The organism is Corynebacterium sp. MSK032 (assembly GCF_030232065.1).
In the GTDB taxonomy this organism is placed as follows: domain Bacteria; phylum Actinomycetota; class Actinomycetes; order Mycobacteriales; family Mycobacteriaceae; genus Corynebacterium; species Corynebacterium jeikeium_D.
This window is the reverse complement of record NZ_JASPJR010000006.1, coordinates 76,451-95,030: the sequence shown is the minus strand read 5'-3', so window position 1 is coordinate 95,030 and position 18,580 is coordinate 76,451. Positions and strand designations below refer to the sequence as shown.

The window sequence follows — 18,580 nt, the reverse complement described above, 5'->3', positions numbered from 1 at the left end:
AGTGGCGGCACGCAGGCGTGGACGGCAATGGGACGAGTCCGATGTACGCATCCGCCCCGGTAAAGGGTCGCGACCACGGACGAAGGATCGCCCCCGCCACGCCGATGCCCACTGGGGCATGGTGGTGACCAAGGATCGTGGTCGTTGGGGTGTAGTCCTCGATAACAACCCTGATGTTGCAGTGACATGCATGCGTGCCCGCGAGCTCGGCCGCACCAATATCGTTGTCGGTGACCGTGTCGGTGTCGTAGGCGATGTCAGCGGCCGTGCGGGCACACTGGCCCGCATCGTCAAGCTGGCAGAGCGCAGCACGGTTTTGCGTCGCACCGCCGATGACAATGACCCGTATGAGCGCATCGTCGTGGCCAATGCCAGCCTGCTGCTCATTGTGTGCGCAGTCGCCGATCCTGAACCTCGCACCGGTTTTGTCGAACGCGCGCTGGTCGCGGCCTACGCCGGCGGTGTCCGCCCCGTGCTCTGTCTGACTAAATCCGATCTGGCCGACCCAGAGGAATTTGCCGGGGAGTTCTCGGCACTCGGAGTGGATGTCGTTGTCTGCGGTATTAATGATGACTTGGCTCCTCTGTCAGAACTCATCGATGTCCCAGGACGAGTGACAGCTTTGGTTGGGCATTCCGGTGTGGGGAAATCGACCCTTGTCAACCGGATTGTTCCTGAAGCCAACCGTGAGACCGGCGAAGTCAGTGGTGTGGGTAAGGGCCGCCATACCTCCACGCAGTCGGTGGCGCTGATGTTGCCGTCGGAAAGCGATGACGATGCGGCGTCGTGGATTATTGATACCCCGGGCATTCGTTCCTTTGGTCTGGCTCATGTGACACCGGAGACGCTGCTGGCGGCGTTTCCAGATATCCAGGCAGCGACAGATGAATGCCCACGTGGTTGCACCCATTTGGGGCCGCCCGCGGATCCAGAGTGCGCCCTCGACAAGCTGGAGGGAGTTCAGCACCGTCGAGCGATGGCCGTGCGTCGCCTGTTGAGCGCCATCAGCGACAACGAGGACTGGGAGCTGGACATTGAAAGAGACTAGCCACACCGATTCTGTGGAGACGCCCTCTGAAGCCGCGGCTGGTGCTGAGTCGGACAAAGCGGGCTCCGGACTCTACCCCGCTCCCGGCAGTTGGATTCGGCTGTGCATCTACACGCTTATCGTGGGTCTTGCGACGGGGCTCGGAGCTGCCGGGCTCGCGCTGATCATGCACGGCATCGAGTACGCGGTCTACGGGCAGCACGAGGGTGACGTAGCGGTCGTAACCGATGGCACCACTGGTTTACAGCGCTTTGTCGGAATTGTGTTGGCGGGGCTGATTGCAGGACCAATCTGGGCAGCTCTTCGCACAAAGGCGAAGCCTGTTGAAAGCGTTGAAGCGGGCATGCACGGCCGCCCCATGCCTGTGTGGTCAACTCTTGTCAATGTGTTTTTGCAGATGGCGACTGTCGCTGCAGGTGCATCCATGGGACGCGAGAATGCCCCGCGTGAGCTCGGTGCAATGGTGGCCTCGCAGATGTCGCATCGACTGCGCATCGATCCGCTACACCGCCGTATTCTGGTCGCAGCAGCAGCCGGTGCCGGCCTGGGGGCGATTTATCACATCCCGTTGGCTGGAGCGGTTTTCTCGTTGGAGATTCTGCTGGGCTCACTGAGCATTACCGCGGTGATGGTGGTGCTGGCGTGTTCAGCCATCGCCACGGTGACGTCGGGCATCGTGGTCGGCAGTAGCCCGCTCTACAGCCCAATTAATCTCTCAGACGGCTGGGGCAACCTCGGGGCAGCACTGCTCATCGGTGTTATCTGCGGTGCCATTGGCTACGCATTTCGCATTCTCAGCTCTCGAATGTCGGACACAGCACCGACTGGCTGGCACTCTGCCTGGGCCATCCCCCTCGCATTCACACTGGTTGGTGTGATTTCACTGTGGGTTCCAGAAGTATTGGGCAATGGCCGTATCGCTGCGACCACAGTTCTCATGGACCGCCCGCTGCTGGGTTTTGCAGTCATCCTGCTGATTGCGAAAGCTATCGCGGTTCTCGTTACTTTCCGTTCTGGTGCCGTCGGTGGTCTCTTGACTCCCGGCTTTGCCCTTGGCGCGCTCAGCGGTTTCATCGTCGGCTGCTTCGTACAGCCATTGATGCCCTCAGTTCCGCTGAGCGACTTTGCGATTCTCGGCGCGGCGGCCTTCCTGTCGGCGTCCATGGCAGCCCCACTTTTCGCACTGATCGTGACCGTGGAGTTCACCGGCCAGAATTCCTCGGCTTACTTAGCACTCTTCCTCGCTGGTGCAACTGCGACGCTGACCGTGACCATGATTCGCGCCTGGCTACGGCTCCCCCACAAGCAATCAATGCCATGGAACCGCGAACCAGCAGTCGCGGCTGCGGTTCGCAAGCGGGCCGAGGGCTAACCGCGCGCAGCAGTGTGCGTCGAGCGACCGGTGTAGGCCCGGACAATTTCCCGGACACCTGGGCGAAGACGGCGGAGCATTCGCAGGCCCGTCGCTAAGCCCTTGCGTTGCGGGGAACTGGACTGGAGCTCCGCTTCAACCTGCGGATACTTCTTGAACGCCGTCTCCGAACGTACCTCTGGGGCGTTGTCCGGGTCAGCGACTAAGAAACGATCCGGCAGCGACAACTTCAGCAGCGTGCGCTGGACCTGGAAGAACTGCTTCGGGAACGACCCCGTGTTGTATGGCAGGTCGTATTCCCGGCAGATCTGCTGAACCTGCTTCGAAATCTGCGCGAGCCTGTTGGACGGCATGTCCGGGAACAGGTGGTGCTCAATCTGGTAATTCAGATTTCCTGAGAGCACCGACAGCGCCAGCCCACCGTGGAAGTTCGCCGAGCCCAGCATTTGGCGCAAATACCACTCACTCTTGTCCTCGGTGTTGTACTGCTCCTTGGTGAAAGTCTCGGCATCATCCGGAAAGTGTCCGCAGAAGATGACCGCGTAGGCCCAAAGATTACGGGCGAGGTTGGCCATCATGTTCGCAAAGGCCACCTCACGGTAACGCGGACCCGCCATCGCCGGGAAGAGAACGTAGTCCTTGAGCACCTGGCGCCCCGACTTGTTGAGCACCTCCATGAGCTGCGGTCGGGCCTCATCCCAGGATTTCTTGCCGGCGAACACGCGCCCGAGCTCGACGTCATAGAAGGCCACTGCCCATTGGAAAAGGCTGGCCAACACCACGTTTGTCACCGGCTGCAGCAGCGTCGATGGCTTCCAACGGCGGTCACGAGTCACCCGGAGAATGCCATATCCTACATCGTTGTCCATACCGAGCACGTTGGTGTACTTGTGGTGGACAAAGTTGTGGGAGTGCTTCCACCCGCTGGATGGGCAGGAATTGTCCCACTCCCAGGTGGCCGAGTGAATCTCGGGGTCATTCATCCAGTCCCACTGACCGTGCATGGTGTTGTGGCCGATTTCGAGGTTTTCCAAAATCTTTGCCAGCCCCAGCGCTGAGGCACCCGCCCATTTGAAACCCCAGTGCGCGGTGTTCTTCCACGACTTCGGCAGCATCCCTAGTTTGTTCAGGGCCATGCCGGCTGTCGGTACCATCAGCAGACCTCGACCAGTCACCTCAAGGGTGCGTTGAATGCGGATGAGCGTGCGGATGTAGCGAGCATCCTTCTGCCCCAGCGAATCGCGGTGTTGCTTTTCGATTTCCGCAAATCGACGCCCAATCTCTGCGACGTCTTCTTCGCTCAAGTGCGCATACGATGCGATATCAGAAATTGCCATGGGAAGGGTCCCAACTCCTTTAGGTAGTTTCTCCTGGTTAATACAGGTTGAGATAGATGTGGGGCGAACTTACAGTTCGATACGCGCGTGCCCCGCCGGCGCACAGACGCACGTTCGGACCCGCTCCCCCGCCACAAACGTCGCACCGGTGCGGATGTCCCGCGCTGCGCCGTCGGAGAGCTGCTGCACGCACGTCGCACAAATTCCCATCCGACAGCCGTACGGCAGGTCAACCCCGACGCTCTCGGCCGCCTCCAGGATGGTGGTTGCACCGTCTACGTCGATATCGCCTCGGCTGCCTAAACTCACCGTGCCGCCGACCTCCCCTGCCGCCGAGCGGTCAACGGTGAAACGTTCCGTCCGCAGCCCGGGAAACTCCGGCTCAAGGTTTTTCAGCAGTTCAACCGGACCACAGGCGTAGGCGCTTGCCGACGATGCCAGCGCTCCAAAGTCAGCAATGATGTCGGTAACCGCCGCAGCGTCAATCCGCGGCTGCGTCTCCGTATTCCGGGCATGCAGGCGATACTTCAACGCGCTAGTAGCGCTGCACTGTTCCAGCTCGCGAAGCTCATTGACAAACACAGCTTCTGCCTCGCCGCGGTAGGAGTGAATGTGCTCGACTTCCACTGAGGCATTGCGAGCTGAAAGATCACGCAGCATGGAAATCACCGGAGTTACGCCGGAGCCTGCGGTAACAAACGCAATGCGGGCTGGGAGCGGCTCCGGAAGATGGAAATCCCCAGCCGGGGCAGCCAGGCGGACGACAGTACCCGGCTTGACATTGGCGACGAGGTGTTGGGACACATAGCCGTCGTTTAGCGCACGGATGTTGATAGTCAGCAGCCCGTCATGAGGCCGCGGCGCATTTGTCAGCGAGTAGGAACGCCACAGGTATTTCCCCTTGACCTCTACGCCAAGTCCGATGAACTGGCCTGGCTTGAAGTCTGTTGGCATCCCCCAACCCGGACGGATTATCAACTCTGCTGAAGTAGGAGATGTGGGATTAATGGCCTCAATCTGACCGCGCAGCTCGCGACTTGACCACAGCGGATTTAGCAAATGCGTGTAATCATCGGGCAAAAGTGGCGTGGATAAATGCTTGAATACCCGGGAAACTTTGGTCTTAAGCCCCATTTTTGGCCCTCCTGACTGTCACGGGCGAACAAGTAATAACGCTGTTCATCAGTAGGCATGCCCCACCCGATTCATTATTACGTGTCCGTAGGTTACTTAGACGTAGACTACGGAGCGGTAAGTTATTGGTCAAGAGAAACAAATGATTTTGACACAAATAGCGAAATTGTCATTACCCCCACTCCCGTGCGAAACACCCCCTTTGACATGGAGCTTATCCACACAAAACAATCCCGTCTTTTATACCCCCACTGAAAACACTTGTGCCATACAAAAAAGGGGCTGGGTTCCTAAACCCAGTCCCCTTCTTTAACGCCGAGCACGCGCTACTACAGGAAGTCGACCACCATGCCGAGCTCAGCTACGTCGTACCACGCCAGCGGGATCTCCAGCGCATCGCCGACAGTGAGCTCCGCATCCTCGTCACCGAGATCTGCCTTATCGACGGCATCAATCGCAGCCTCAACCTTGCTTTCCGCCTCTTCCACATCAATGTGGAGAGCTGCAACGTCGGCAAGCGAAATTGGGCCGCCGACCTTAACCACAGCATCTCCCATATCCGACTGCGGCTCCGCCTCCACATCAACGGAAATGACCACTCGACGGTGCGGGAACTTCTCTTCTGCGGCATCGAGCAGACGGAGCGACGCACGCGCAGCCTCATCAAAGGCTACGTCTGCCAGTTCCTCATCATCGCCCTCAGTAAAGAAATCGCGCAGCGCTTCAGTGACAGCAAAGCCCCAACCACCGCGGGCGTGGAAGAGCTCATCCTCCTTAAGCGCCTCAAGCATGGAGAAAGTCGCTGGGATATAGACGCGCATTAGAACTCGCCCTCGAGACCCAGCAGACCGGCAATCTCGACCACTGCGCGGTCGAACTGCTGATAGAAGACTCCCACCATGCCGTTAGAGACGGCCGCATGGATGTTCTCAATCGAATCATCTACCAACACGCAGTCCCGTGCCGGCAGTTCAATAGCCGCAGCGGCTGCATTAAAAGCCTCTGCCGAAGGCTTCTCATGGCCAATTTCACCAGAGAGCACAACTGCGTCTACCAGGCCCTCATCTTCGAGCTTGCGAATCGGATCCGCCGATGGGCCACCTGGGTCATTCGACAGGACTGCCAGGCCAACACCATTTGCACGCGCCTCTACCAGCAAATTACGCCAACGTGCCTGGTCTTCATCCGTGCCGTCAAGGACACCACAGTAATCGATAATCATTCCGCGCATGGCCTGTAGTTTATCGCATGACCTGCACGTTTGCCTTTTTTCCAGTTCAGCGTGTTAATTGGCTGTTCGTTACGCCCATTTGTAGACGACCAGAACGGCCTTGACGGAAACCGATAGGACCATTAACAGCGAAACACTCAGCCCATTTCGCGACTGCGCCTTCTCCACAATCCCCCCACGCCGGCCGTGAATTCCCCTTCACAAGCTGCACACTTAAAGCACTTGTAGGACAATGGTCTTCAGCAAGGGGGAACTTGCCAATGGAGAGTTTTTAGGGGGATTAATCCATGGCACCAACGTCTCACGTACCAAAATCTCAGACACCGATGCCTTACGCGCTGTCGCACGCCGCTGAGCACCGCTCCAGTGGCAGGGAATCCATTGAACCGGCAACGGGCTTTTCGCTTCTCCACACAATTCAACTCGGCCAGTCAGCTAATGCCGCCGCCTCTCAAACCGCAAAAGTGGCACCGACCTACAGCGGATGCTCGGCTGCCACCGGAGCCGCTGTCATGACGGCATTACCGCCCGTCGCGGCCGCTCCTGCTGCAAAAAAGACGCCGCAAACACCGCACGTCGTCCAGCACTGTGAACAGAATCTGAGACAGGAGCTTGGCACGATTACTCGCCGCGTCTTCGACATCATCGCGGGTCGCAGGCGAGTCAACGATCTACGTCGCATCAATATCGACCCGATTATTCACGCTGCGATACTCACGCTGTCGAAGAACACCAGCCTCAAGGGTGTCGCGTTGCAATCCTTTCACGCCAGCGCTTCCGCGGACGGCAAGAAGGTCGAGTTCCTGGGTAGTTGCCGTGTCGGTCCGCGCGTTCGCGCGTTCACGGGCACTTTCCGCCGCGGAACAGCAAAAACGCGGCCATGGACCATGACCGCGTTTCGGGTGCTTTAGTGCTTAGCGACGGCGCTTGCGAGCCGCCTTCCGACGCTGCGCTCGGTTGCCCTCAGACTCTTGATCCACGCGCTGCTGCTCTGCACTGCCGTCCTCGCTGGGACCGGAGTAGGTCATCTGCTGATTTTGCTCAGCAGCTTCCGTCGGCAGAGCTGGAGCCTGATTCTCCTGTCCCTCAGTGTTTTCCACTGCGGGCATAACCTGCTTACGGATTAGGAACAGCTGACGAACCGATTCTTCCTTGATGCCGTCCATCATCGCGGTGAACATGTCGTAGCCCTCACGCTGGTACTCCACCAGCGGGTCAGCCTGGGCCATGGCGCGCAAGCCAATGCCCTCCTTGAGGTAGTCCATCTCGTAGAGGTGCTCGCGCCACTTCTGGTCCATGACGTTCAGGATGGTGAAGCGCTCGATGTTGCGCATCTGGTCGTCGCCGCCAATTGCGGAGACCGCATCCTCAAGCTGGTCGTAGCTGGCCGAGATGTCCGCGTGCAGAGCCTTGGACAGCTCATCGGCCGAGAGGTCACCCGGGGTACCGAAGTCAGAGCCATCAATGAGCTCTTGCGCGGTAAACGTCGGGCTATAGAGCTGCTCAAGGGCATTCCACAGCTCGTCGAGGTCCCAATCCTCCACGTAACCGTCAGCGGTGGCACCGTTGACATACGCATCGACTACGTCGTCCTGCATGTCACGGACCTGAGTCTTCAAATCCTCACCTTCGAGGATGCGACGGCGCTCAGCGTAGATGACCTTACGCTGCTGGTTCATAACCTCGTCATACTTCAGAACATTCTTACGGATTTCGAAGTTCTGGCTTTCCACCTGAGCCTGGACGCTCTTAATGGAGTTGGAGACAACCTTGGAGTCGATAGGAACGTCATCCGGGACATTCAGAGTGTTCATCAGCGCTTCCATGCGCTGACCGTTGAAGCGAACCATGAGATCATCGCGCATGGACAGGTAGAAGCGGGTAACACCCGGGTCACCCTGACGACCGGTACGACCACGCAACTGGTTGTCAATGCGGCGTGACTCATGACGCTCAGTACCCAGGACGTAGAGGCCACCGGCCTCACGTACCTTGTCAGCTTCTTCCTTCGACTGCTGACGAACACGCTCAATCTCAGCGTCCCACGCCTCTTCGTACTCTTCCGGAGTTTCCACCGGGTCCAGACCACGAGAGCGCAGATTCAGGTCAGCGATGATGTCCGGGTTACCGCCCAGCACAATGTCAGTACCACGACCGGCCATGTTAGTTGCCACGGTAACGCCTCCGAGACGACCCGCCACTGCGACAATCTCAGCTTCCTTCTCGTGGTGCTTAGCGTTCAGCACAGAGTGAGGAATACCTTCGCGCTGCAGGAGCTTGGAAAGGTACTCGGATTTCTCAACTGACGTCGTACCAACGAGAACTGGCTGGCCCTTTTCATGGCATTCGCGGATGTCCTCGACAACAGCGGCAAACTTTGCCTCCTGCGTTTTGTAAATCAGGTCGGGCAGATCCTCACGCTGCTTCGGGCGATTCGGCGGAATCGACATGACATTCAGCTTGTAAATCTGGTGCAGCTCAGCCGCTTCGGTCTCAGCCGTACCGGTCATACCGGACAGCTTGTCGTAGAGGCGGAAGTAGTTCTGGAGCGTAACGGTTGCCAGCGTCTGGTTCTCGTTTTTAATCTCCACCCCTTCCTTGGCCTCAATTGCCTGGTGCATGCCCTCGTTATAGCGACGGCCTGCCAGCACGCGACCGGTGAACTCATCGACAATGAGGATCTCACCATTGCGGATAATGTAATCCTTGTCGCGGGTGAACAGCTCCTTGGCCTTCAGGGCATTGTTCAGGTAGCTGACCAGCGAGGAGTTTTCCGGAGCATACAGGTTGGCAATACCCAGCTGATCCTCAACGAATTCAACGCCCTCTTCACGAATACCGATGGTGCGCTTACGCTCATCGACTTCGTAGTGAATGTCGCGCTTCATACGCGGCACAATCTTGGAGAACGCCAGGTACCAGTGCGGATCGCCATCTGCCGGACCGGAAATGATTAACGGGGTACGGGCCTCGTCAATCAGAATCGAGTCAACCTCATCGACGATGGCAAAGTGGTGCCCACGCTGCACCAAATCGTCGAGCGAATGCGCCATGTTATCGCGCAGGTAGTCAAAGCCGAACTCGTTGTTCGTGCCGTAGGTGATGTCGGCAGCATAGGCCTTGCGGCGCTGGTCCGGACTGAGCTCAGAGAGAATCACGGAAGTCTCAAGCCCCAGGAAGCGGTGGACTCGACCCATCCACTCCGCGTCACGCTTAGCCAGGTAGTCATTAACCGTAACGACATGAACACCCTTGCCTGCCAACGCATTGAGGTATGCGGGCAGCACACAGGTCAGGGTCTTACCTTCACCAGTACCCATCTCGGCAACGTTGCCGAAGTGCAGTGCCGCACCGCCCATAACCTGGACGCGGTAGTGCTTCTGCCCCAGCACGCGCCAGGATGCCTCGCGCGCCGTGGCGAAAGCATCCAGAAGCAAATCGTCTACATCGGCACCGTCAGCCAGCTGCTTCTTAAACTCCTCGGTCTTGGCACGGAGTTCATCGTCTGAAAGAGCTGCGTACTCGTCTTCCTTGGCGATGACCTGATCTGCAATATTGCCAAGCCTCTTGACAGCGCGGCCTTCACCAATGCGGAGCAACTTGCTGAGCGAAAACACTAAATTGGGACCTTTCCGGCCGATTCACGTCGAACTTTAATGTGCAACGGTTGATTATACGACGAACCCGCCTTCCCTTCTAAGAGAAGACGGGCTCATGTGAGCAATTACTTACCAATACACAGCTCTGCGCGGTATTGCGTGCTCTTTTTGGTGAAGACTTACTTCTCGTCTTCGTCTGCCAGCTCAATCAGACCGTAGTCGTATGCGTGACGACGGTAGACCACGGACGGACGAGAGGTTGCCTCGTTAACGAAGAGGTAGAAGTCGTGACCGACGAGCTCCATCTCAGACAAAGCATCTTCCACCGTCATCGGAGTTGCGGAGTGCTGCTTGGTACGCACAACCTGACCCGGGGTCACGTCCTCAACCAGATCCTCGTACGGATCAGCCTTTTCCGGAGCCGCTGCCTCAGCCTCTGCAACCAGCGAAGCAGTTGCCTCGCCGACGGACATCGGTGCACGGTGGCCAGAACGGCTAATCTTGCGGCGAGCCTTCACCTTACGCAGGGAGCGCTCCATCTTGCCCAGAGCAGACTCCAGTGCAGCGTAGAAGCTATCTTCCTTGGCTTCCGCACGAGCCAGGTGACCCTTGCCAGTAGCGGTGATCTGAATACGGTCAGAGCGGTCTGCACGGCGCGGATTCGGCTCGTGCTGGAGCTCCACGTGGAAGAAGGTCAAAGTCGGGTCGAGGCGCTCAATCTTCGCCAGCTTCGCCTTAACACGATCTGCGAAGTGCTCTGGAACCTCAACATTGCGCCCGGTGATGGTCACCTGAGCGTTCGGGCTGAGTACCTCGTTGTTGTCAGCAGGTGTGGACACTTGCTACCTACCTCCCGGTATGGCCACCGCCCTTCCGTGAGCGGGATTACTCACGGCGTCTACGGTGACGAGTCTTTCTGCACCCCCAGGATACAGTTCCGGGGGTAACCAATGCCACGTTCCCCTCGTTTATTTTTCGCTTGCCGACGACACCCCTGCGTCTACGCCCGGGCGAGCACCAACACCATGTCGATGCGAATCCCCAATGACGCTGCCACCAACTCGGTTTCCGCTGCAGTGGCACCAGTAGTGGCCACATCATCAACCAGAATTACTGTCGCCTGCGCACAGCGTTGTCGCAGCTTGTCGCTAATTCCGCGCTTGAATTGCGTCAGCGGCACAATGTGGCCAGAAAGATTTCGTCTGCGTTGAGAAGCCCCCAGCTCCGCGGAATCCCGCGTGCGCCCGCCAATGCGCACCAGGGGCAATACCGAACTGGAGGGGAGCTGACTGCAAGCAAAGTCGCAGGCAATTGTTACCGGGTCCCCACCCCGTTGTCGACGGGATGACGATCTTGTCGGCGCGGGAATCAAAATGACGGGGGTAATTTCCGGGGGCATTATATGGCCATCAGAGGCTAGCCTTCGTACCGCAGCGGCGAACACGGCCCCCATGATTCGTCTGGCTTCACCACTGCCCCGTTCTTTGGCCGACAAAATGAGATGTCTCCTCGCACCCGAGTACGGACCGCAGGTCCACGCTGCTGCGCGTAACGCAGCCCGCGGTGAAAACCGCACTGGAGGTTGCTGAAGATCGTCCTTGCAATCGCGACACAGCGTCCCGGAGCAGCCGCACACCGGACAGGTTTCCGGTATCACGAGGCCGATTGCATCGCGGGTAACGTCGTAAAGCACGCGCAGAAATTCCTGCGATGACCTCCCCTGCGCCATTAATCCCCTCCCCGATTTGCGCTTATTCCACAGACACCGGAGCCATTCGACCACGCGCACCCGGAACCTGGCGCCAGAACTGCTGCTGCCCCTCGCTGGAGATCAGCTCCATAACACCGGTGGCATCTAATGCGTAACGCTTCGACGAGGTCGCGGTAACCACAGGAATTGGCGGTGTCAGGTTGAGCTTCGGCAGAACAGAGCTGGTCGCACCGTCCGGGAAGGCGCTCCACATCGGGGTGTCCCCGCTGTAACCGCCCACCGTGACCGTTTGATTCGGCGACCACGTCAGCGACACCGGGGAAACGTTTTCAGGGAGCGGCAGAGCACGCGGGTGCGTCAACTTCCACGGTTTATCGTCATGCCTTTCGATGGTGGCGATATAGACTTCACCAGCGATAATCATCGCTACCTGCGTGCCTGAAGAATCGACGCGGAATTCAGAAATACCGGCGCTCGGGCGCCCCGTGCCTGCGCCGCCGTCAAGAAGGTGATTGAGCTCAGAGGTATCAACCTCCTCCTGCTGAATCCGAGATGACGTCGACTGCCGAACCAGGCGTACGACGGTTGTACCGTCCTTCACTGTCCAGACCGCCTCGGCGTCTGGAGACCATGTCGGACGGGTGAGACTCTCGCCAGTCAGCACAGGAACCGGCTGATCTTGTATTCCGCCGAGCATCAATGTGGACTCCCCGAGGTCATACGACCCAGCACGACCATCCACGGCCGAGCGGAACACGGCGGCAATGAGCTCGCTGCCATTGGGGTTGGTGCCCACTGCCGCGGAGAACACCGCGGTGCTGCCGCTGGCGGTCCAGCCGCGTCCCACAGGTGTGGCGTGGCCGTCAGCAATCTCGTAGATACCGCTGCGGTCGACCGTCCGCAACGGTGCGTTATCAGCCGGTAGATGATTCGGGTCGTAGAGCTGGATTGTGTCGGTGTCCTTCGTCCACGGCTCGTCGTGGCTGGCAACTAGTGGTTCGCCGTCGGCCATGAGGATCCACGGACCACGGAAATCTGCCGAGTCGAGAGTCCAGATAATCTGCGCCGCGAGCATGACACGCAGTTCCTCGGAAACATCACCCAATCCGGTGATTTCGACCCTGCGACCGTCCGCGTTGGACACAGGTCCTGCTTCCACCGCAATTGAGGCATTGGGCTTGAGCACGGTGGTGACGCCCGGCCGCAGTGGTGCTGATGGGCCGTTCTTCAGCTTCGTCAACAGATTGGTCGCGCCATCGGTGACGCCACGATAGAGCCAACGACGATCTGTGACCAAATGATTACCCGCCGGATCGAGGAAATAGATATTGCGAGGCACATTGTTTTCCAGGAATGCCTGACGCTCCATGACAACACCGTCGGGCAGCGAGGAAATGCGCCACTGCCCATCCGAACCAAGCTTCATCTCCACGGTTTCCTCATAGTCACCGGACTGGGGCTCATACGCACCATCAGTACCGAATTGACCAACGCTGCGACCTCGGGCAACGAAGGACTGTCGCGATCCTCCTTCATCCCTCTGGGCGATGAGGTTGACACCGTCGAGAATGCGGGCACTATCCTGCGGTTTCCAACTGGCCGCAAGTTCCGGGGTCATGAAGGCACGCATAGCTTGAAAATCATCAACCGGATGCGCGGCCGCGGCGAAAAAGTCGCGCAGGACAATGTCTGCATTGACATTCGGTCGTGGCTGAGGAACTTCAATACGAACTTGGGGCGGCTCAAACGGACGCAGCACCTGGGGGCTGGTGTTTCTCGGAATGGTGGTACATCCTGCGGCCGTGCCCAAAATGATCACTGAGCTAAGCGCCACTGTCTTACGCAGGACGCGACGAGCCTTTGACTGATGCTGCGCCGTCATTTAAATATCCTCCTCTCGTGCCTGTCGGGATTCGCTATCGCTAGTCGGCTGCCCCTTACCCTGATCCTGGCTCTTGACTTGCGGTGCAATCGAATCCGATTCCAACTCCCGTGCACCAATTTCCTGCTGATGCGGAATCTGATCGGGCAGCGGCGGAACTTCCAGGCCGAGCGGATGCTCACCGAAGCTCGCATCAGGCTCCAGTGGCACAGTCAGGCGGAAACAGCTACCGACCGTCGGCACGCCAAATGCCTCCAGTTCCCCACCATGCAATTGTGCGTCCTCACGCGCGATCGCCAAGCCAAGTCCGGTCCCGCCGGTGCGTCGGACACGCGAGGGGTCAGCGCGCCAGAACCGGTTAAACACCAGCTCTTGCTGTTCCGGCTTTAGCCCCACACCGTGGTCAACGACCGTAAACGAGACCGCGGAATTGCTCGCCCGCACTGTGACATCCACCGGATTGCCCTCACTGTGGTCAACAGCGTTGGCCATAAGGTTGCGTAGCACGCGCTCGATACGACGCGAGTCGACTGTTGCCATTACCGGTTCATCGGGCAGGTGGAAGCGGATGGGTGTACCGGTCTCCTTAGCCACGACCGTTACCTGCTGATAGGCAGCATCCACGCAGCGACGGACATCGACCTTTTCTGCGGACAGATCAGCAACGCCGGCATCGTGGCGTGAGATCTCAAGCAGGTCATTGAGAAGCATCTCAAAACGCTCAAGCTCCTCATTCATCAGCTCAGCTGCGCGGCGAGTCGCCGGATCGAGGTCCTCAGCGCCGTCAGCAATAAGGTCGGCGGCCATACGCACCGTGGTCAGAGGCGTCCTCAACTCATGCGAGACATCGGAGGTGAACTGTCGCTGCAGACTGCCGTATTCCTCCAGCTGTCTAATCTGCGTCGACAGCGATTCGGCCATCTTGTTAAAGCTCATGGCCAGTCGCGCCATGTCATCTTCACCCTGCACGACCATGCGTTCGCGCAAGTGGCCGTCGGCAAAGCGCTGGGCAATCTGGGCGGCGGAACGCACTGGTGTCGTCACCTGATTGGAGAAGAACCAAGTAATACCGCCGAGAAGCGCCATGATGACTACTGTCGCACCGGCGAGGAGACCACGAACCAACTTAATAGTCGATTCCTCTGCAGCCATAGAGGTGACCAGATAGAGCTCGAGCCCATCAACCGAGGTAGAAGTAGGGCTACCGATAATTAACGCCGAGTACGTATCGCCGCGGTTATCAGTGACTTGGCGTACCTGATACGCAATTTGCCCTTGTCGGACTACTTCATGCAATCGTTCTGGAACATCGGCCTTAATCGGCGATGAAGCCAACACCGTGCCTCGTGGCACCGGCGCCACGAGCAGCGGTTCATAACTTGTCAGTGGCGCAGCACCGGAACCGGCTGCACGGTTCACAAGGGCATCGCGCCCCACGTTGAGAAGAGCTTGCAGCTCGTTGGACGAAGAGTTCTCAATCGCCTGCTCCACCACCGCGCGAGCACGGTCAATTTCCTCGTCGGCAGCGGTAACCTTTGCGTCGATAAGCCGCTGGGTAACAATAGTCGCCAGCGCGAAACCGAGTACCGCAATCACCATCGCGCTCAGTACCACCACAGAGGTCAGAATGCGCGCTTGGATAGACGTGCGCCAGAGCGTAACCGCCCAGGTCACTCCCCTGTTGGTGAAGTCTCGAAGCTTCGTTATTAATCGACGCAAGAATCGGCTCCCACTAAAGCTGACTGACCTTGATTAGTCACCCGTCTTGTACCCGACACCGCGGACGGTCAGCACAATCTGGGGGTTTTCCGGATCCAATTCAATCTTCGAGCGCAGACGCTGAACGTGAACGTTGACGAGTCGGGTATCCGAGGTGTGCTGATATCCCCAGACCTTTTCCAACAACTCATCACGGGAAAAGACCTGCTTCGGACGGGAAGCAAGAGTGTGCAATAGGTCAAACTCCAACGGGGTCAGAGAAATCTCCTTGCCATCGCGGAACACGGCGTGACCGGGCACGTCGATAGTCAGGTCGCCGACCTCGAGGGTCTCACTCGGGCTGTCCTCTTGACGACGCAGCCGAGCGCGCACACGCGCCACGAGCTCCTTCGGCTTAAAGGGCTTCGTGACATAGTCATCCGCACCGGATTCCAGGCCGAGGACCACATCGACCGTGTCGGTCTTCGCAGTCAACATGATGATCGGCACCGCCGATGTCTCTCGCACAGTGCGACAGACATCGACACCACCCATGCCCGGCAACATGAGATCCAGCAGAATCAAATCTGGGTTCTCCCGCTCTGCTGCCTTGACAGCTTCGAGGCCATCGTCGACTACTACTGTGTCGAAGCCCTCGCGCTCCATCACCATCGTGAGCATTTCGGCGATGGCCGGATCATCATCAACAACCAGGATTTTTGAGCTCATGCGTCATATTCTAAACGTAAAGCTATCTAGTTCTGTAGTTTCCCGTTGAGGTGGCTAGCGCAGGCGTGCACTGATCCATTCCACAAGGCGGTCCGCCCCATCGTCCCCCGTAAGCATCAGCCATGGTGACTGCCACGAGCCTTCCGCGAACTTCTGGTACGCCGCTAGTGTGCGCTCCTGCAAACCCGAGTCCTTTTCGTAGGCATCCCTCGTTCGCTGCACATCAGAGGCTTCCCGCTTGCGTGCGCGGTCGGCTGCCACTCCCACCGACGTGGCCAGACAGACCTGAACGTCGGGAAGCGGAAGTTGGAAATCTCCGAATTCGGTCTTCTCAATCCACCCGACGATCGCCGGATCCTGTGTGCGCGCCAGGGAGTATGCCGCGTTGGATGCGACGTAGCGATCGATAATCAGAACATCGTTCTCGCGCACTGCATCAACAATCGCTTCACGACGTTCTTTGCGGTCCAGAGCGAACAGGAGTGCCATTGCCCAAGCGGAGTCCGCGGTGTCGCCGAGCTGACCGTGCAAGGCTTGATCGGCGAAATCAGCGAAGATTGTCTGCCGGTACGCCGGAAAGGTCATCGAAGAAACGGAGTGTCCTTGACTTCGGAGTTGATTGGTAACAGCTGTGACAAGCGTGTTCTTGCCAGCACCGTCGATTCCTTCGACTGCGATAATCAAATTCTTCTCCTCGCACACATGGCTACGGCCTAGCCTTGGCTAGAACTAGTAGCGGTAGTGCTCTGGCTTATACGGGCCCTCGACGTCAACGCCGATGTATTCGGCCTGTTCCTTGGACAGTCGGGTGAGCTCACCGCCGAGTGCCTCGACGTGAATGCGAGCGACCTTCTCATCCAGAATCTTCGGCAGACGGTGGACAGTGTTGTCGTACTTATCACCGTTGCAGTAGAGCTCAATCTGCGCGATTGTCTGGTCGGCGAAGGAGGTCGACATTACGAAGGACGGGTGTCCGGTGGCATTGCCCAGGTTGAGCAGACGCCCCTCGGAAAGCACAATCAGAGAGCGCTCCTCGCCGTCTGCATGCGGGAAGATGTACTCGGTGACCTGCGGCTTGATCTCCACACGACGGACATCATCGCGGTGGTGCAGGCTGTGCATGTCAATCTCGTTGTCAAAGTGGCCGATGTTGCCCAGCAGCGCGTGGTTCTTCATCTGCTGCATGTGCTCGAAAGTAATGACGTCCTTGTTGCCTGTGGCGGTGATGACAATGTCGACATCTGCGATGACGCTCTCAGTAGCGACGACGTCGAAACCGTCCATCAATGCCTGCAATGCGTTAATCGGGTCGGCCTCGGTGACCTGAACGCGAGCGCCCTGCCCCGCCAGCGCCTCCGCGCAGCCCTTACCCACATCGCCGTAACCGCAAACCAGCACATTCTTGCCGCCAACCAGCATGTCGGTACCGCGGTTAATGCCGTCCAGAAGGCTGTGGCGGGTGCCGTACTTGTTATCGAACTTGGACTTGGTGACGGCATCGTTGACGTTCATGGCCGGGAATGGCAGCACGCCCTGCTCTGCGAAGTGGTAGAGGCGGTGGACACCAGTGGTGGTCTCCTCTGTGACACCCTTGACCGACTTTGCAATTCGGTGCCAACGGCCGGCATCCTTCTCCAAGCTGGCGCGAAGCATGTCCTTGAAGGCAATAAACTCGTCCGAATCCGACTCTTCTGCAGGCGGCACCAGGCCAGCATCCTCGAATTCCATACCCTTAATGACAGCCATGGTGGCGTCGCCGCCGTCGTCCAGAATCATGTTGGCATCTTCATCGCCCCAGTCAAAGATGCGGTCGAGGCACCACCAGTACTCCTCCAGCGTCTCGCCCTTCCAAGCGAAAACCGGAACACCCTGCGGATCCTCCGGAGTGCCGTTTCGCCCAACGACGACAGCCGCAGCGGCCTCATCCTGAGTGGAGAAGATGTTGCACGAGGCCCAGCGGACCTCTGCGCCCAGCGCCGTCAAGGTCTCGATGAGCACTGCGGTTTGAACCGTCATGTGAATGGAGCCGGAAATACGGGCACCGGCCAGTGGCTGCTGCTCCGCGTACTCTTCGCGCAGCGCCATTAGACCTGGCATCTCGTGCTCAGCCAGACGAATCTGGTGACGACCGGCCTCAGCCAGGGAGAGGTCTGCAACCTTGAAATCAATGTTCTTCGAGGACATGTAACGCTTTCTCTAGATTCTTTGACGTGAGATTCTTCTTAAAGAATTACTACTGGGGACGCGAGAGTTACTCTACCGCTTCGACGCAGTTTTCCAGCGCCGCCTGGTCAGACTCACTGAGTTCCCCCAGAAGACTATCGAAGACCTCGGATGCGATAGCCAACGCATCTTCCTCGCTGCCGTGCGCCTCGGAGATTCCCTCCCGGATGAAGCTGTAGTCCTCCACAATGTCACCGCCGCTAAATGGCGCACCATTCCAAATTGCAATGATCACAGCCGCCGCGAGTGCGCATGCTTTCTCATCGCTATTTTCGGAATCCACCCCAATGCGGCCAGCATCAATCAATGCACCAACACGATCCTGTGAGTCGAGATCCTGAACCTCATCGAAGAGTTCAATGACCGAATCGCTACCAAAAATCTCAGTATCCCAGATGGACATGATAGGTGGCCACGCTCCTTTCGCGCTTCGAACCAATAGCCAGTTTTCGCCTATCGACGAGCGCTTTCCAAAGAGCGCTTTTCGACGAGCCCACGGTAATCTGGCCGCCGACCTAAAAGCTGTCGCCTGCACGTACCGCTAGCCGGAAAACCGCATGTGGCCTTACCGAAGTTCTACCCGACTTTTCGTCACTTTTACAGTTCGAGAGACATA

General features: G+C 58.3%; 16 protein-coding genes. 3 read left to right on the top strand and 13 right to left on the bottom strand.

What is annotated here, in order from left to right; all coding sequences use genetic code 11:
* Position 1 precedes the first annotated feature (1 nt).
* Both rsgA and QP995_RS04995 read left to right on the top strand, forming a co-directional pair.
* Complete coding sequence (gene rsgA, locus QP995_RS05000; RefSeq protein ID WP_070566230.1) at positions 2-1,048, top strand: ribosome small subunit-dependent GTPase A; 1,047 nt, start codon at positions 2-4, stop codon at positions 1,046-1,048.
* Entirely contained in the window at positions 1,035-2,420 is a 1,386-nt protein-coding gene (locus QP995_RS04995) for a chloride channel protein (RefSeq protein WP_049172820.1), read from the top strand. Before rsgA ends, QP995_RS04995 begins: the two co-directional genes overlap by 14 nt.
* Here the strand turns inward: QP995_RS04995 and QP995_RS04990 are convergent.
* The 4 genes from QP995_RS04990 to QP995_RS04975 form a co-directional block, all read right to left on the bottom strand.
* Positions 2,417-3,757, bottom strand: coding sequence for a fatty acid desaturase family protein (locus tag QP995_RS04990; RefSeq protein ID WP_049172818.1), 1,341 nt, complete (start codon positions 3,755-3,757; stop codon positions 2,417-2,419). The genes QP995_RS04995 and QP995_RS04990 overlap by 4 nt on opposite strands.
* Before the next feature lie 69 nt (positions 3,758-3,826).
* Positions 3,827-4,891, bottom strand: coding sequence for a flavin reductase family protein (locus tag QP995_RS04985; protein WP_049172816.1), 1,065 nt, complete (start codon positions 4,889-4,891; stop codon positions 3,827-3,829).
* 329 nt (positions 4,892-5,220) lie between these two features.
* Entirely contained in the window at positions 5,221-5,712 is a 492-nt protein-coding gene (locus QP995_RS04980; RefSeq protein WP_049172814.1) for a DUF6912 family protein, read from the bottom strand.
* Positions 5,712-6,122, bottom strand: coding sequence for an HAD-IA family hydrolase (locus QP995_RS04975; protein ID WP_038627918.1), 411 nt, complete (start codon positions 6,120-6,122; stop codon positions 5,712-5,714). The genes QP995_RS04980 and QP995_RS04975 overlap by 1 nt, the downstream gene beginning before the upstream one ends.
* A gap of 287 nt (positions 6,123-6,409) precedes the next feature.
* On the opposite strand from QP995_RS04975, the gene QP995_RS04970 reads away from it, so the two are divergent.
* Positions 6,410-7,033: a hypothetical protein gene (locus tag QP995_RS04970; protein WP_049172812.1), complete on the top strand. Its 624-nt coding sequence runs from the start codon at positions 6,410-6,412 to the stop codon at positions 7,031-7,033.
* A 3-nt stretch (positions 7,034-7,036) separates the two neighbouring features.
* Here the strand turns inward: QP995_RS04970 and secA are convergent, their stop codons facing one another.
* From secA to QP995_RS04925, 9 genes are all read right to left on the bottom strand, one after another.
* Positions 7,037-9,739: a preprotein translocase subunit SecA gene (gene secA, locus QP995_RS04965; protein ID WP_070545755.1), complete on the bottom strand. Its 2,703-nt coding sequence runs from the start codon at positions 9,737-9,739 to the stop codon at positions 7,037-7,039.
* A 161-nt stretch (positions 9,740-9,900) separates the two neighbouring features.
* Positions 9,901-10,560: a ribosome hibernation-promoting factor, HPF/YfiA family gene (gene hpf / locus QP995_RS04960; protein ID WP_016422210.1), complete on the bottom strand. Its 660-nt coding sequence runs from the start codon at positions 10,558-10,560 to the stop codon at positions 9,901-9,903.
* 161 nt (positions 10,561-10,721) lie between these two features.
* Positions 10,722-10,979: a hypothetical protein gene (locus QP995_RS04955; RefSeq protein WP_141737802.1), complete on the bottom strand. Its 258-nt coding sequence runs from the start codon at positions 10,977-10,979 to the stop codon at positions 10,722-10,724.
* A 493-nt stretch (positions 10,980-11,472) separates the two neighbouring features.
* Entirely contained in the window at positions 11,473-13,314 is a 1,842-nt protein-coding gene (locus QP995_RS04950; protein ID WP_284852978.1) for an LpqB family beta-propeller domain-containing protein, read from the bottom strand.
* The gene (mtrB, locus tag QP995_RS04945; RefSeq protein WP_070429795.1) at positions 13,315-14,988 is read right to left on the bottom strand and encodes an MtrAB system histidine kinase MtrB; all 1,674 of its coding nucleotides are present in this window, start codon (positions 14,986-14,988) and stop codon (positions 13,315-13,317) included.
* 78 nt (positions 14,989-15,066) lie between these two features.
* Positions 15,067-15,741 (bottom strand): MtrAB system response regulator MtrA, encoded by a 675-nt coding sequence (gene mtrA / locus QP995_RS04940; RefSeq protein ID WP_048731669.1) that lies wholly within the window; start codon positions 15,739-15,741, stop codon positions 15,067-15,069.
* 54 nt (positions 15,742-15,795) lie between these two features.
* The gene (locus QP995_RS04935) at positions 15,796-16,425 is read right to left on the bottom strand and encodes a dTMP kinase (protein ID WP_049172929.1); all 630 of its coding nucleotides are present in this window, start codon (positions 16,423-16,425) and stop codon (positions 15,796-15,798) included.
* Positions 16,426-16,470: 45 nt separating this feature from the next.
* A complete protein-coding gene (ahcY, locus tag QP995_RS04930; protein WP_049172800.1) occupies positions 16,471-17,925 on the bottom strand; it encodes an adenosylhomocysteinase in 1,455 nt (484 codons plus the stop codon).
* Between the two features lie 67 nt (positions 17,926-17,992).
* Positions 17,993-18,367, bottom strand: coding sequence for a DUF4259 domain-containing protein (locus tag QP995_RS04925; RefSeq protein WP_038627901.1), 375 nt, complete (start codon positions 18,365-18,367; stop codon positions 17,993-17,995).
* Between the last annotated feature and the right edge of the window lie 213 nt (positions 18,368-18,580).